Origin of the sequence: Hyphomicrobium sp. (genome assembly GCF_035687085.1) — a bacterium.
In the GTDB taxonomy this organism is placed as follows: domain Bacteria; phylum Pseudomonadota; class Alphaproteobacteria; order Rhizobiales; family Hyphomicrobiaceae; genus Hyphomicrobium_B.
In genome coordinates this window covers 92,639-106,218 of record NZ_DASRYS010000013.1, presented here as the reverse complement: position 1 = coordinate 106,218, position 13,580 = coordinate 92,639, and the positions used below count along the sequence as shown (strand labels likewise).

13 protein-coding genes are annotated in these 13,580 nt (G+C 60.9%); 11 read left to right on the top strand and 2 right to left on the bottom strand.

Features of this window, described 5'->3' with window-relative positions:
- Positions 1-21: 21 nt before the first annotated feature.
- Positions 22-675 carry an NYN domain-containing protein gene (locus VFG26_RS11240; protein WP_325025290.1) on the bottom strand — a complete coding sequence of 218 codons (654 nt, stop codon included), beginning with the start codon at positions 673-675 and terminating at the stop codon, positions 22-24.
- Positions 676-1,066: 391 nt separating this feature from the next.
- On the opposite strand from VFG26_RS11240, the gene rpoZ reads away from it, so the two are divergent.
- The 11 genes from rpoZ to VFG26_RS11185 all read left to right on the top strand — a co-directional run bounded on the left by rpoZ (position 1,067) and on the right by VFG26_RS11185 (position 12,639).
- The gene (gene rpoZ / locus VFG26_RS11235; protein WP_325025288.1) at positions 1,067-1,522 is read left to right on the top strand and encodes a DNA-directed RNA polymerase subunit omega; all 456 of its coding nucleotides are present in this window, start codon (positions 1,067-1,069) and stop codon (positions 1,520-1,522) included.
- A gap of 100 nt (positions 1,523-1,622) precedes the next feature.
- The gene (locus VFG26_RS11230; RefSeq protein WP_325025286.1) at positions 1,623-3,848 is read left to right on the top strand and encodes a bifunctional (p)ppGpp synthetase/guanosine-3',5'-bis(diphosphate) 3'-pyrophosphohydrolase; all 2,226 of its coding nucleotides are present in this window, start codon (positions 1,623-1,625) and stop codon (positions 3,846-3,848) included.
- Between the two features lie 42 nt (positions 3,849-3,890).
- A complete protein-coding gene (locus tag VFG26_RS11225) occupies positions 3,891-4,460 on the top strand; it encodes a DUF2062 domain-containing protein (protein ID WP_325025283.1) in 570 nt (189 codons plus the stop codon).
- Between the two features lie 51 nt (positions 4,461-4,511).
- Positions 4,512-5,321 (top strand): pyridoxine 5'-phosphate synthase, encoded by an 810-nt coding sequence (locus tag VFG26_RS11220; RefSeq protein ID WP_325025281.1) that lies wholly within the window; start codon positions 4,512-4,514, stop codon positions 5,319-5,321.
- Positions 5,321-5,737: a holo-ACP synthase gene (acpS, locus tag VFG26_RS11215; protein WP_325025279.1), complete on the top strand. Its 417-nt coding sequence runs from the start codon at positions 5,321-5,323 to the stop codon at positions 5,735-5,737. The genes VFG26_RS11220 and acpS overlap by 1 nt, the downstream gene beginning before the upstream one ends.
- A gap of 199 nt (positions 5,738-5,936) precedes the next feature.
- Entirely contained in the window at positions 5,937-6,695 is a 759-nt protein-coding gene (gene lepB, locus VFG26_RS11210; RefSeq protein ID WP_325025277.1) for a signal peptidase I, read from the top strand.
- 21 nt (positions 6,696-6,716) lie between these two features.
- Entirely contained in the window at positions 6,717-7,424 is a 708-nt protein-coding gene (rnc, locus tag VFG26_RS11205; RefSeq protein ID WP_325025275.1) for a ribonuclease III, read from the top strand.
- Complete coding sequence (gene era / locus VFG26_RS11200) at positions 7,417-8,355, top strand: GTPase Era (protein ID WP_325025273.1); 939 nt, start codon at positions 7,417-7,419, stop codon at positions 8,353-8,355. The genes rnc and era overlap by 8 nt, the downstream gene beginning before the upstream one ends.
- A 20-nt stretch (positions 8,356-8,375) precedes the next feature.
- Entirely contained in the window at positions 8,376-9,095 is a 720-nt protein-coding gene (gene recO, locus VFG26_RS11195) for a DNA repair protein RecO (RefSeq protein ID WP_325025271.1), read from the top strand.
- A 300-nt stretch (positions 9,096-9,395) separates the two neighbouring features.
- Positions 9,396-10,406, top strand: coding sequence for a hypothetical protein (locus VFG26_RS11190; protein WP_325025269.1), 1,011 nt, complete (start codon positions 9,396-9,398; stop codon positions 10,404-10,406).
- A 214-nt stretch (positions 10,407-10,620) separates the two neighbouring features.
- Complete coding sequence (locus VFG26_RS11185; protein WP_325025267.1) at positions 10,621-12,639, top strand: acetyl/propionyl/methylcrotonyl-CoA carboxylase subunit alpha; 2,019 nt, start codon at positions 10,621-10,623, stop codon at positions 12,637-12,639.
- A 67-nt stretch (positions 12,640-12,706) separates the two neighbouring features.
- Here the strand turns inward: VFG26_RS11185 and VFG26_RS11180 are convergent, their stop codons facing one another.
- Positions 12,707-13,555 carry a LysR family transcriptional regulator gene (locus tag VFG26_RS11180; RefSeq protein ID WP_325025265.1) on the bottom strand — a complete coding sequence of 283 codons (849 nt, stop codon included), beginning with the start codon at positions 13,553-13,555 and terminating at the stop codon, positions 12,707-12,709.
- Between the last annotated feature and the right edge of the window lie 25 nt (positions 13,556-13,580).

Sequence of the window (13,580 nt, the reverse complement as noted above, 5' to 3'; positions counted from 1 at the left end):
AGAAGAAGAATGTCGTCGTGCTTAGACTTCTTCTTCAGCGAGGTCATCATCACCGAGGTAATTGGTATCGCGGACCGGCGGCAGCGGAGCGCGAGGCGCATAGCCGCGTCCATCACGCGGAAGGCGGGCACCGCCGGCGCTGGCGCTCTGAGTGCGGCCGACTTGCTCTTCGAGATCGGCCAGGTCGACGAACTGGTCGGCCTGGCGGCGCAACTCGTCGGCAACCATCGGCGGCTGTGTCTGCAGGGTGGAAACGACGCTGACGCGCTTGCCCTTCTGCTGAAGCGCTGCAACGAGGCTGCGGAAATCGCCGTCGCCGGAGAAAATGACGATGTGGTCGAGATTGTCGGACAGACGCATGGCATCAACGGCCAGCTCGATGTCCATGTTGCCTTTGATCTTCCGGCGGCCGGTCGCGTCGGTGAATTCCTTCGTCGGCTTCGTCACCATCGAGAAGCCGTTGTAGTCGAGCCAATCAATGAGCGGGCGGATCGACGAATATTCCTGCTCTTCGGCAAGCGCCGTATAATAGAGCGCGCGAACCAGCTGACCCTTCTGCCGGAACAGCCCGAGCAGGCGCTTATAATCAATATCAAAGCCTAATGACTTCGCCGTCGCATAAAGGTTTGCGCCGTCGATAAAGAGAGCGAGCCGTTCGGCCGGATAAAAATGCATTTTTGTCGTTTCCTGAACCGGAATGAAAGTTAACTAAACAGCGTCCAGTACTCTCTCTGGAATGGGCGTGAAAACCCACTTCGCTAATGGTCTGAAGAGCTTAGACATTTACGGCAGCGACCCTAATCTACGGCGTAGAACACTGCTCCGCATGGGTTACCAGATGTGAATGCCAGTCAACAATTGTGACAATTAGTCTGTTTAACTGCGCTTGAGGCGGATTGCTATGGGGAGAGTAATTTTGCTTGTGCTTCTCCTCTGTACTGCTTGATTAAAACATCCAAACGTGGCAAAGAGGCATCAGCGTGGCGCTGGAAGGCGGTCCGATCGGCTGTTTGCGCCCTTTAATGCCTTACAACGTGCCAGTTTTTTCCAAGGGAAGGTTCTGCCCATGGCTCGCGTCACCGTCGAAGATTGCGTCGACAAGATTCCGAACAGATTCGAACTGGTGCTCCTCGCCGCGCATCGTGCGCGGTCGATTGCCAACGGCAGCGCCATCACCGTTCCGGCGGATGATGACAAGAATCCGGTTATTGCTTTGCGTGAGATCGCCGAGCGCACGCTGTCGCCCGACGACATGCGCGAGACGCTGATCTCGTCGATCCAGAAGAATACCGAAGTGGACGAGCCGGAGGCCGTTGCGGCGCCGTTGCTGCCGCCGGACCGCCGTGCGCCGATGCTCGGCCGCGACGATCTCTCGTCGGACACGCAGGTCGATGTCATGACCGAGGAGCAGCTGCTTCGTGGCCTGGAGAGCATGACGCCGCTGGAGCCTTCGGCGAACATCGGGTCGGGATCGGGTTCGGGCCGCGAACGGGACCGCGACCCGCGCGATCGTTCGCGCTAATTTTACATTAGCCCCTCTCGCGACACCAAGCTCGCGCCCACTCTCTTAATGTGTGCTGCGTCTTCGGTTACGCTTGCGCCGTGAAGGAGTGCGGCGGGTTATGATGCGGCAATACGAACTCGTCGAACGGGTTCTCAAGTACGATCCAAACGCGGACGAGGCGCTGCTCAATCGCGCCTACGTCTACGCCATGAAGGCGCACGGTCATCAGAAGCGTGCGTCTGGTGCGCCTTATTTTTCGCATCCTCTCGAAGTCGCGGCCATCCTCACCGATCTCAAGCTCGACGACGCAACCATTGCGACGGCTCTGCTTCATGACGTGATCGAGGATACGGACGCGACGCGCGCCGAAATCGATCAGATGTTCGGGCCGGAGATCGGCAGCCTCGTCGACGGTTTAACGAAGATCAAGCGGCTCGACCTCGTCTCCAAAAAGGCCGAGCAGGCGGAAAGCTTCCGCAAGCTGCTCATCGCGATCTCGACCGATATTCGCGTGCTGCTCGTCAAGCTCGCGGACCGCTTGCACAACATGCGGACGCTCGAGCACATGAAGCCCGAGAGCCGCCGGCGCAATTCAGAAGAGACGCTCGACATCTACGCCCCGCTTGCCGGCATGATGGGCATGCAGGCGCTGCGCGAGGAACTCGAGGATCTCGCGTTCCGCTGGCTGCGGCCCGAAGCCTATGACGCGCTTACCGAAAAACTCTCGGAAATGAGGGAGCGCAACCGCGGGCTCGTCGAGGAAATCCGGCAAGCCATCGCGAGGAAGTGTGCTGACGCCGGCATCAAGGCCGAGACCTTCGGGCGCGAGAAAAAGCCTTATGCCATCTGGCGGAAGATGGAGCATAAGCAGATCAGCCTCGAGCAGCTGTCCGACATCTACGGCTTCCGTGTCGTCGTGGATTCCATCGAAGACTGCTACCGGGTGCTCGGCATCGTCCACACGACCTGGAGCACGGTTCCCGGCCGCTTCAAGGATTACATATCGGCGCCGAAGCGGAACAATTATCAGTCGATTCACACGACCGTTTACGGGCCGCGCCATCAGCGCGTCGAGCTGCAGATCCGTACGTATGACATGCAGCATATCGCCGAGTTCGGTATTGCCGCGCATGCTCTCTATAAGGATCAGCAGCGGGGGCTCGCGAACGGCCACGATTTCGACCTTGGATTGGATGGGGACGACAGCCCGTATGGTCGTCTCCGCGCGATGATCTCGTCGCTGCTCGAAGCGGCGAACCCCGAAGAATTTCTCGAGCATACGAAGCTCGAGCTCTTCCACGATCAGGTGTTCTGCTTCACACCGAAAGGACGGCTCATCGCGCTGCCACGCGGGGCGACGCCGCTCGACTTTGCCTATGCGGTGCACACGGACATCGGCAACGAGGCGATTGCGGCCTACATCAATGGCCGCCACGTGCCGATCGACACGCATTTGCGCAACGGCGACGAGGTCGTGATCGAGACTTCGAAGTCGCATATCCGCCCGGCTGCGTGGGAAGCCTTCGCAGTAACGGGACGCGCACGCGCGGCGATCCGGAGAGCGGCCCGGGAAGCAGAGCGCCGGCGCTTCATCGAACTCGGCCGGCAGCTCGTCACTTCGACGCTTGCCGGTCTCGAAGTCGACTACTCGGAAGAGAAGGTCAAAGCGGCGGCGCCAAAGATCGGCTTCAAGACCGCTGACGATCTATTGGCGGCCGTCGGGCGGAACGACATTCCGCTGCAGGACGTGCTCGGCGCGATCCTGCCGCAAGGACAGACGCCGGGGGAAGAAGGCTACAAGCCGACCCGGCGTTTCGGACGCGCCCGGGAGCAGGATGGCTGGTTCAATATCGATAAGGTTACGAGCCTCAAATTCCGCACGTCGGAGATCGACAGCACGACGGCGGTGTCGATCGGCGGTCCGAGCCAGGATTTGCCGGTCGCGTTCGAGCCGGGCGGCGCCGTCCCCGGCGACCGGATCGTGGGGGTGATGGCGCCGGGCGAGGGGATCCGGGTCTTTCAGATCCATTCCCCGCGCTTGAAAGAATACGAGGAAGCCCACTGGATCGATGTGACCTGGGACGTTGATCCCGAGCGGCCGCAGCGTTTTCCGGCACGAATCAGCGTTACCGCCGTCAATGCCCCCGGTTCACTTGCCGAGATCGCCAAGGTAATCGGCGAGACGGGCGGCAATATCGACAATATCAAAATGGCCCGCCGTGCGGCAGACTTTACGGTGATGCACATCGAACTCGAGGTGTTCGATTTGGTGCATTTGAACCACATCGTTGCCGGTCTGAGAGCCAAATCGGCGGTTGCGAAGGTGGAACGGCTCTTCGAGTGAGCTATGTATGCGTTCTCTGGTTGGAGGCTTTTCGAAGCGTCGATGGGAACAGAACTGGTGAACGAAAAGCCTGAAGCATCTGGAGTGGGCGCCCGCTCGTGGCCCTTTAACTCGGTTGCTCTTCGCAACAAGCTTCGTGTCTTCTGGCGTCGGGTGCTGCTGCTGCGGGCGACACCGCATGAGGTGGCGCTGGGCTTTGCTATCGGCGTGTTCTGCGCGTGCACGCCCTTTCTCGGCATCCAGACGCTCCTGGCATTCGTGCTTGCCTTCGTTCTGCGCGTCAGCTTGCCGGCGGCGATACTCGGGACTTTTCTCAGCAATCCGTTGAGCTGGCCTGCCATTTGGAGCGGATCGTACGTGGCGGGTGCGCTCCTGCTCGGGCAAGATCCCGCTTACGCCGCTGATCATCTGACCGATACGGCCAATGCCCTTGGGGCAACCTTGAGTGCGCCTTCGCCGGAGGCGCTGAACAAAGCGGTCGGCTATCTGTCGCCCATCGTCGAGCCGATGGTTGTCGGCGGCCTTCTGGTCGGCTTGATAGCCGCGATATTTAGCTACTATCCTACGCGCCGGGCGGTACGGGTTTTTCAACGGCACCGCGGGCTTCGCTAAACTCAGAGCGGCGCAGGATCAAATCCCTCCTCTTCATTGGTGGCAAAGCACGTGGTTGCAAACCGCAAAATTTCCGAAGCCTATCAGGCGCCGACGCCGGTGCGCGCATTGCGATTGGGCGTCAACATCGATCACGTCGCAACGCTCAGAAACGCGCGAGGCGGGCTCCATCCCGATCCGCTGCGTGCGGCGCATCTCGCCATTGAAGGCGGTGCGGACGGGATCACCGCGCATTTGCGGGAAGACCGGCGCCACATTTCGGATACCGACATTACACGGCTCAAAAACGAGCTGACGCGTCCGCTCAATCTCGAGATGGCGGCCACCGACGAGATGCTGCAGATCGCGCTGCGGCATGTGCCAAATGCGTGCTGTCTCGTTCCCGAAAGGCGCGAGGAACGCACGACCGAGGGCGGGCTCGATGTGATCGGCTCGGCGGCGACGCTGAAGCCGTTCATTGCCAAGCTGAAGGACGCGGGGATTCGCGTTTCGCTCTTCATCGAGCCCGACATCAAGACAATCGAAGCGGCGGCGGATGCCGGCGCTGACATCGTCGAACTGCATACCGGCCGCTATTGCAATCTCGCGCTCGAGCATGACGCCGGAGGGGTCGCTTTCGAACTCCAGCGGCACAAGAAGGCGGCGAGCGCCGCTGCGTCGGCGGGGCTTGAAGTTCATGCCGGGCATGGCCTGACCTACAACACGGTGCAGCCCATTGCCCGTATCCCTGAGATCGTGGAACTCAACATCGGCCATTTCCTTATTGGAGAAGCGATCTTCGGCGGCCTTTCGATGGCGGTTCGCCGCATGCGCGTCCTGATGGACGAAGCTCGCGAGGCGCTATCGGCACAGAGAGGGTGATGATCATTGGCCTCGGCAACGATCTCTGCGACATCCGCAGGATCGAGCGGACAATCGAGCGCTACGGTGAACGGTTTCTCCAGCGCGTATTCACGGCGGAAGAGCGCCGGAAGGCCTTTTCGCGAGCGCATTATGCTCGAACCTTCGCCAAGCGTTTTGCTGCCAAGGAGGCGGCTTCAAAAGCGCTGGGGACCGGTTTCCGGTACGGTGTTTATCTGAAGGACATCGGCGTCGTGAATGCGCCGACGGGCCGTCCGACCCTGGCGCTCACTGGCGGCGCGGCGGAACGCCTCGCGAAAATGATACCTGACGGATTCAAGCCGCGCATCGATGTCACTCTGACCGACGAGTATCCGCTGGCCCAGGCAATCGTGATCATCTCGGCGATCCCGGCCGATGAAAAACAGCCCGGTTGACCATTTCGCCGCGGCGTAAAGCATCCCTTCGCCACTAACTTGCCGCAACGCAGGTAGAGCGCTGAGTTATTGTTATTCCTTACCGTTTTGTCAGGTTTGTGCCCGTCGTTGCGGCTCAGGAACAAACTCGCTATAGCGGACCGCCTAACATGAAGCGAGCCCCGGCCAGTGCCGCCTGGCGGCGCAGAGGAGCCTCTGGATGAGCGTTGGTATCAAGACGTCGAGATCGAGTTGGTCTGAAACACTCGTCATCGTCGTCGAAGCACTCGCCATTGCGATGTTCGTCCGCATCTTCTTCTATCAGCCATTCAACATTCCGTCCGGCTCCATGAAGGAGACGCTGCTGATCGGCGACTACCTGTTCGTCTCGAAGCTCTCCTACGGCTACAGCAAGTTCTCCTTCCCCTTCAGCCCGAACATTTTCGAAGGCCGCATCTTCGGCGCGGAGCCCAAGCGGGGCGACGTTGCCGTCTTCAAGCTGCCGAAGGACAACTCGACAGATTACATCAAGCGGGTCATCGGCCTGCCGGGCGACGAAGTTCAAATGAGGGACGGCCAGCTCTTCATTAATGGACAGGCGATCCCGAAGGTGCCAGCCGGCGACTTCACGACATTCGAGGATGGCCGGGAGCGGACGATTCCGGTATTTGAGGAAACGCTTCCCAATGGCGTGAAGTACAAGGTTCTCGATAGCGATCCGAACGGCCCCTACGACAACACCGGGGTCTACAAGGTTCCCGAGGGTCACTACTTCATGATGGGTGACAACCGCGATAACTCAACCGACAGCCGGGTGCGCAGCGCTGTCGGCTTCGTCCCATACGAGAACTTCATCGGTCGTGCCGAGATCATCTTCTTCTCCGCCAAAGTTGACGAGCCTGGTGCCTTCCGGTGGTATGCGCCCTGGAGCTGGCCATTTGACATCCGTTGGGACAGGTTCTTCAATCTGGTGCGATGACCGCAAAGCGGCATGTTTGCCATGCTGAGACCTCGAAAGTTCAAAGAACTCGAGACCAAACTGGGCTACAAGTTCAAGGATCCTGCGCTTCTGGAGCGGGCGCTGACGCACGCCAGCGTGCGTGGCGGCAAGGTTGCCCGGTTCGATAACGAGCGGCTGGAATTCATCGGCGACCGCGTTCTGGGGCTTGCGATCGCCGAGGCGCTCAACGGGCAATATCCGGACGCCAGCGAAGGTGAGCTTGCCCGGCGCTACAATCGCCTCGTTCGCGGCGAAGCCTGCGCCAAGGTCGCTCGCAATATCGGGCTTGGCGCGCATCTCATCCTGTCGGAAAGCGAAGCCGACAGCGGTGGGCGCAACAAGACGACGATCCTCGCCGATGCGACGGAGGCGCTTCTTGGTGCCGTGTTCATCGACGGCGGTTTCGAGAAGGCACGAGGCGTCGTTCACAGGCTTTGGCACGATCAAAGCGAACTCGTCCCCGAGGTCGCGGTTGATGCCAAGTCGGCGTTGCAGGAATGGGCGCAGGGCCAAGGCTTGGCGTTGCCCCGTTATACGGTCATCGCACGCAATGGGCCCGATCATGCGCCCCGCTTCACGGCCGAAGTTTTGATTACGGGTAAAGCGCCTGCGCAGGGCGAGGGGGCTTCGAAGCGTATTGCCGAGCAAGCCGCCGCAACTGCGCTTCTAACTCGAGAAGGCGTAGGAGCCCGGATAGGCGATGTCTGACAACAATACAGTTTCTTCGACGCCCGATGCCGCCGATCAGCGGTGCGGTTTCGTTGCTGTCATCGGGCCGACGAATGCGGGCAAGTCCACGCTCGTCAACGCGCTCGTCGGCGCCAAGGTCGCGATTGTTTCCCACAAGGTGCAGACGACGCGCGCACCCATTCGCGGCATCGCGATCGAGGGCAACAGCCAGATCGTCTTCATCGATACCGCTGGTATCTTCAACCCGAAGCGCCGGTTGGACCGGGCGATGATTGATGCCGCCTGGGGCGGGCTTGAAGATGCGGATGCCGCGCTGCTCGTCATCGACGCGGCCGCCGGGATTGATGATGATTTGAGAGGCATCATTGAGCGGCTGAAATCGGCTCGCATGCCGAAGATCGTCATTTTGAATAAAATCGACCGCGTGGACGACAAGCCGAGACTGCTGTCTCTCGCCAAGATGGTCGATGAGCTGCTGACGCCCGACCGCATTTTCATGATCTCGGCGACCGAAGGGCAGGGCATCAAGGACCTGCGGACGTTCCTCGCGAACCTGGTTCCACCCGGCCCCTGGCACTATTCGGAAGACGACGTCACCGACGTGCCGATGCGCACGCAGGCCGCCGAAATGACGCGTGAAAGCGTCTATCGCTTCCTGCACCAGGAACTGCCGTACACGACGACCGTTGAAACAACCGACTGGAAAACGCTGAAGGACGGCTCGGCCCGTGTCGAACAGACGATCTATGTCGAACGCGACAGCCAGAAAAAGATCGTGCTCGGCAAGGCCGGCGAAACGATCAAGAAGATCTCGAGTACGGCCCGGCACGCCATCGAAGAGATGGCGGGTCACAGGGTGCACCTCTTCCTCTTTGTCAAAGTGCGCGAGAACTGGGAAAGCGATCCCGAGCGTTACCGGGAAATGGGGCTTCCTTTCCCCAAATCCTGAGGCGCCTGTAGTTCTGCCATATGCAATGGTCCGATGAAGGCATCGTTCTTTCGGTAAAGGCACACGGCGAGACCGCCGCGATTGTTGACCTATGGACGAGGGCGCATGGCCGGCACATGGGGCTCGTGCATGGCGGCCGGTCCCGCCGATTGAGACCGATTCTCCAGCCCGGCAATCATGTCGATGCGGAATGGAAGGCGCGTCTGGCCGATCAGCTCGGCACGATGAGCGTCGAGATGCGCCGCGCCTTCGCCGCCGAGACGCTGGACGATCCGCAGGCGCTGATGGCGCTTTCCTCGATCACGGCGCTGACGCGGCTGCTGCCAGAACGCGATCCGCATCCCAATCTCTATGAGATCACGCTCTTCGTTTTGGGTTTTCTCAACGACGCGACGGTGTGGCCGGCGCTGCTCGTGCGCTGGGAGATGGCGCTTCTGGATGAGCTGGGCTTCGGGCTCGACCTCAGTCAATGCGCGGCGACGGGAAGCAACGACCAGCTCATTTACGTGTCTCCGAAGACGGGCCGTGCGGTGTCGGCCTCCGCTGGTGAGCCCTACCGGGACAAGCTTTTGCCCTTACCGCAGTTCCTGACGAAGCAGCGATCGGGTCCGGTGACGAGCCAGGACGTCAATCTCGGTTTCGCGCTGACGGGATTCTTCTTAGAGAAGCATCTTCTGAACCCGCGGGGGCAAACACTTCCGCCGTCGCGCTCACGGCTGCTGGCACAACTCGCAGCGTGATCGAGATCGTGTGTGGGCAACTCGCAAGCCGCGGAAGCCTTTCAGCAATCGTTCATTCTGAGGTGTAGATAACCTCGAGCAAGGCTTACCTGCCGTGCACGCGGGAGCATGGCAGGAAAGTTCATGGGGGTCGCAGCGGGGAGCTGCGGCCCTCCATCATTTCGGGTGCTGTGACGGCTAGGCCACATTATTCGCAATCGTGAGCCTTTCCGTGTTCATTTTTCGTGCGGCTTTTAAGGCGCAATTAAACATCGGCGACCTACCCTCCGGCGATAGTTAGTCTGGGTGTGGGGGCATTCGATGAGTGGGCTGCGGTCGCTGCCGATAGACGAAATTTTGGCGCGCGGAACGATCGGTCTGACCGATATCTTGCATTTGCGGCGCGTCTTCTATGAGGACGGCATTACTGCGTCCGAAGAAGCGGATCTCCTCTTTGCGCTGAACGATGCCTGCACGATGCGCCATCACGAATGGCCCGAATTCCTGATCGAAGCCATCACCGACTACATCGTTTTTCAGGAGGCGCCGCGCGGCTATCTCACGGCTGCCAACGCCAACTGGCTCATCAATCGTGTTGCGAAAGACGGAAAGGTCGAGCGCAAGAGCGAACTCGATCTGCTCGTCAACGTTCTCGACAAGGCGCGCTGGGCGCCGGTCAGTCTCGTCAAGTTTGCCCTGGAGCAGGTGAAGCGCGCTGTCGTCGAAGGCTCAGGGCCTCTGCGCGATGGCAAGGTGTTGCCCGCCGGCAGCATCAGCGAGGCCGAAGTCGATCTCATCCGGCGGATGCTTTACGCCTTCGCGGGCGACGGGGCCGTTGCCGTCACTCGGGCTGAGGCGGACGTCCTGTTCGAAATCGACGAGGCCATTTCGAATGGTGCGCCCAATCCCGCCTGGACCGATCTCTTCGTCAAAGCAGTCGCCAATGTGATGATGGCGGCGTCGGGCTACGCGGTTCCGTCCCGTGAGGAAGCCCTGAAGCAGGAAGCGTCGCTCGAATGTCCGGAAGAAGAGACATCGATGCTCACGGCACTGCTCGCCATGGTGCAGTCCAATCTCGCATCCGTGCAGGACGCCTACCTCGATCAGACGGCTGAGGAGCGCGCGCTCGCCCGGCTCGAGCACCAGCGCATCGAGATCATCACGCACGAGGAGATCACCCAGGCGGATGCCAGCTGGCTCGTCAGCCGCCTTGGGCGCAACGGCCGTTTGAGCCCGAGCGAGAAAGCGCTCGTGGCATACATGAATCGGGAAAGCCCCCGCATTCACCCGACCCTCACCGAGGCGGTCTGCCGGCTGGGCAACGCCGCCTGACCGCATCAAGGAAATCGTTAATTGAGCCTGGATTCGGCAGGCAAAGGCCGCCTGCCGACCATCTTTCACTGTGCGGCAGCGGATCGCACAGCGTGCGGCATCGGCCTCTCTCCTGGCGTGTTTACGCGGCCTCCCGCAGGCTCTAGAACGGCGTGCTGCCTTGCGACAGGGTGAGGCACTTGAAAGAGCTTACGGGAAGGACCGGGATCCGCCGATGTTCAAGAAAATTCTGATTGCCAACCGCGGTGAGATTGCCTGTCGCGTAATAAAAACGGCGCGCAAGATGGGCATCAAGACGGTCGCGGTTTATTCCGACGCGGACCGGGATGCCCTGCATGTCGAAATGGCGGATGAGGCCGTTCACATCGGTCCGGCACCGGCGGCCCAGTCTTACCTGCTCATGGATAAGATCATCGAGGCGTGCAAGGCGACGGGCGCCGAGGCGGTTCACCCGGGCTATGGGTTCCTATCGGAGCGTGAAGCGTTCCCCGTTGCCCTTCAGAAGAACGGCATCGTCTTCATCGGTCCCAATCCCAAAGCCATCGCCGCCATGGGCGACAAGATCGAGAGCAAGAAGGCGGCTGCGGCCGCCAAGGTCTCGACGGTTCCCGGCTACATGGGTGAGATCAAGGACGCCAAGCACGCGGTCGAGATCGCCAACCAGATCGGTTATCCGGTGATGATCAAGGCGTCGGCGGGCGGCGGCGGCAAGGGCATGCGTATTGCCTATGACGCCAAGGAGGCCGCCGAAGGCTTCGAGCTCGCGCGTTCGGAGGCCAAATCGTCGTTCGGAGACGATCGCTGCTTCGTCGAGAAGTTCATCGAAAATCCGCGCCACATCGAAATTCAGGTGCTCGGCGACAAGCACGGCAACGTCGTCTACCTCGGCGAGCGCGAATGCTCCATTCAGCGCCGCAACCAGAAAGTTCTGGAAGAAGCGCCGTCGCCGTTGCTCGACGAGAAGACCCGTAAGGCGATGGGTGAGCAGGCCGTCGCTCTCTCGAAGGCCGTCGGTTACGACAGCGCCGGCACGGTCGAATTCGTGGCCGGTCAGGACCGTTCGTTCTACTTCCTGGAAATGAACACCCGTCTGCAGGTCGAGCATCCGGTGACGGAGCTGGTCACGGGCATCGATCTCGTCGAGCAGATGATCCGGGTTGCGGCCGGCGAGAAGCTCCCGTTCAAGCAGTCGGATATCAAGCTCAAGGGCTGGGCCGTCGAAAGCCGCGTCTACGCTGAAGATCCGTTCCGCAACTTCCTGCCGTCGATCGGCCGCCTGGTGAAGTACCGGCCGCCGGCGGAGGGCGCCAAGGACGGCGTGACGGTGCGCAACGATACCGGCGTCTTCGAGGGCGGCGAGATCTCGATGTACTACGATCCGATGATCGCCAAGCTCGTCACGCATGGGCCGACCCGTGAGGCGGCCATCGACGCGCAGTCGGCGGCGCTTGACGCCTTCTACATCGACGGCATCCAGCACAACGTGCCGTTCGTCTCGGCGATCATGCAGCATCCGCGCTGGCGCTCGGGCAATATTTCGACGGGTTTCCTCAAGGAGGAGTACCCCGAAGGCTTCGTGCCGCGGGCGCCCGAGGGCAAGGATCTGATCACGCTTGCCGCCGTGGCGGGCACCATCGATCACCTCGGCAATACGCGCCGCCGCGATATTACGGACCAGATGCACGGGCATGGGGTCAGCTTCGCCAAGCGCCGTATCGTGAAGATGGGAACGGAGACCGTCGAACTCGAAGTGCTGGGCGTAATCCCGGGGCCGTACTACGTGTCGATCCTCGATGCGAACGGGCAGCCGTCGAAGACGATGGAGATCACGTCGGAGTGGTGGCCGGGTGAGCCGGTTTGGTTCGGCACGGTCGATGGGGCCGATGTTGCGGTTCAGGTGCGCACAATCCCCAACGGCATGACGCTGTCCTATCGCGGCATGCAGGTGCAGACCTACGTTTATACCCCGCGCGAGGCGGAGCTTGCGAGCCTGATGCCGGTCAAGGTCGCGGCTGACATGTCGAAGTTCCTGCTGTGCCCGATGCCGGGCTTGGTCAAGGCGGTGAACGTCACTGAGGGCCAAGAGGTCAAGGCAGGAGACAATCTGGCGGTCGTCGAAGCCATGAAGATGGAGAACATCTTGCGGGCAGAGCGCGACGGCAAGGTCAAGAAGGTCGCCGCGCAGCCCGGCGACAGCCTTGCAGTCGACGCGGTGATCCTCGAATTCGCTTGAGCGTGATCGCCTGAGCGGCTTCGCGTTACGATCAGAAACAATGCGTGAGGCGTGCGGCCACAAGCTATCAACCGAGCTTGGCGGCTGCGCGCCTCAATCCTCTTAAGATTGGCTCGTAAGCCTCTTCGTTCCGGGTTTCCGGGTAGACCATATAAACCGGGTAGACGAATTTCCGGGAGCGCTTGGGCTCTCTCACCCGGCCGCGTGCGATGAGCGTGCGGACCATCCGAGCCGGAAAATACCCCGAGCACTCGTTCGCCAGTAGATAATCAAGGCCCATGGGCCCGAGGTCGAGGCTGATCGCCGGGTTGGCGTGCTCGGGAAACGCTGCGGCGTGATCCTGCAGGAAATCCGTTCCCCAATCGATCAGCAGATAGTCGTTCGTACCGCGCCGCGCCGTCGATTTTGCCGACGAGACGAGAACAAATTCCTCATCGAACAGATGTTCGATCGTCAAGCCGGGCGGGGGCGAGGGACGGTACATGATCGCGAGGTCGAGCGTTCCTTCAATCAAGCGCTGGCTCAGCAGAGCTGAAGGTCCCGCCGTCGCCGAAACAGCGATGCCGGGGATCTGAACACGCAATCCTGCGGCCCATTTCAGCAGAAATCCGCCCCAAAGGCTCAATGGCGCGCCGACCGAGATGTGCTCGGGATGCTGATCGGCGAGCGAGACCTGCAGCTGGGCTTGTTGCCAGACGCGGACCATCGCGAGCGCGTGCTTCTGGAAGAGTTCGCCCGCACCCGTCAGTTCTGCGCCGGATTTCGAGCGCGTGAAAAGCGGCCTTCCAAGCAGGTCTTCAAGGCCTTTGATGCGTGCGGAGACGGTTGACTGGGTAATGTTCAGCTTGCGTGCAGTGTCGACGAAGCTTCCAGTCTCAGCGACGACGAGAAAAGTGCGAGCGAGATTGACGTCCATCGCGTGGCATCCTCATCGACGAGTG

Excerpts from the sequence above, each read along its gene's own strand:
- VFG26_RS11240 (WP_325025290.1), bottom strand. The coding sequence starts at position 675 with ATGCATTTTTATCCGGCCGAACGGCTCGCTCTCTTTATCGACGGCGCA.
- rpoZ (WP_325025288.1), top strand. The coding sequence starts at position 1,067 with ATGGCTCGCGTCACCGTCGAAGATTGCGTCGACAAGATTCCGAACAGA.
- VFG26_RS11230 (WP_325025286.1), top strand. The coding sequence starts at position 1,623 with ATGATGCGGCAATACGAACTCGTCGAACGGGTTCTCAAGTACGATCCA.
- VFG26_RS11225 (WP_325025283.1), top strand. The coding sequence starts at position 3,891 with ATGGGAACAGAACTGGTGAACGAAAAGCCTGAAGCATCTGGAGTGGGC.
- acpS (WP_325025279.1), top strand. The coding sequence starts at position 5,321 with ATGATCATTGGCCTCGGCAACGATCTCTGCGACATCCGCAGGATCGAG.
- lepB (WP_325025277.1), top strand. The coding sequence starts at position 5,937 with ATGAGCGTTGGTATCAAGACGTCGAGATCGAGTTGGTCTGAAACACTC.
- rnc (WP_325025275.1), top strand. The coding sequence starts at position 6,717 with ATGCTGAGACCTCGAAAGTTCAAAGAACTCGAGACCAAACTGGGCTAC.
- era (WP_325025273.1), top strand. The coding sequence starts at position 7,417 with ATGTCTGACAACAATACAGTTTCTTCGACGCCCGATGCCGCCGATCAG.
- recO (WP_325025271.1), top strand. The coding sequence starts at position 8,376 with ATGCAATGGTCCGATGAAGGCATCGTTCTTTCGGTAAAGGCACACGGC.
- VFG26_RS11190 (WP_325025269.1), top strand. The coding sequence starts at position 9,396 with ATGAGTGGGCTGCGGTCGCTGCCGATAGACGAAATTTTGGCGCGCGGA.
- VFG26_RS11185 (WP_325025267.1), top strand. The coding sequence starts at position 10,621 with ATGTTCAAGAAAATTCTGATTGCCAACCGCGGTGAGATTGCCTGTCGC.
- VFG26_RS11180 (WP_325025265.1), bottom strand. The coding sequence starts at position 13,555 with ATGGACGTCAATCTCGCTCGCACTTTTCTCGTCGTCGCTGAGACTGGA.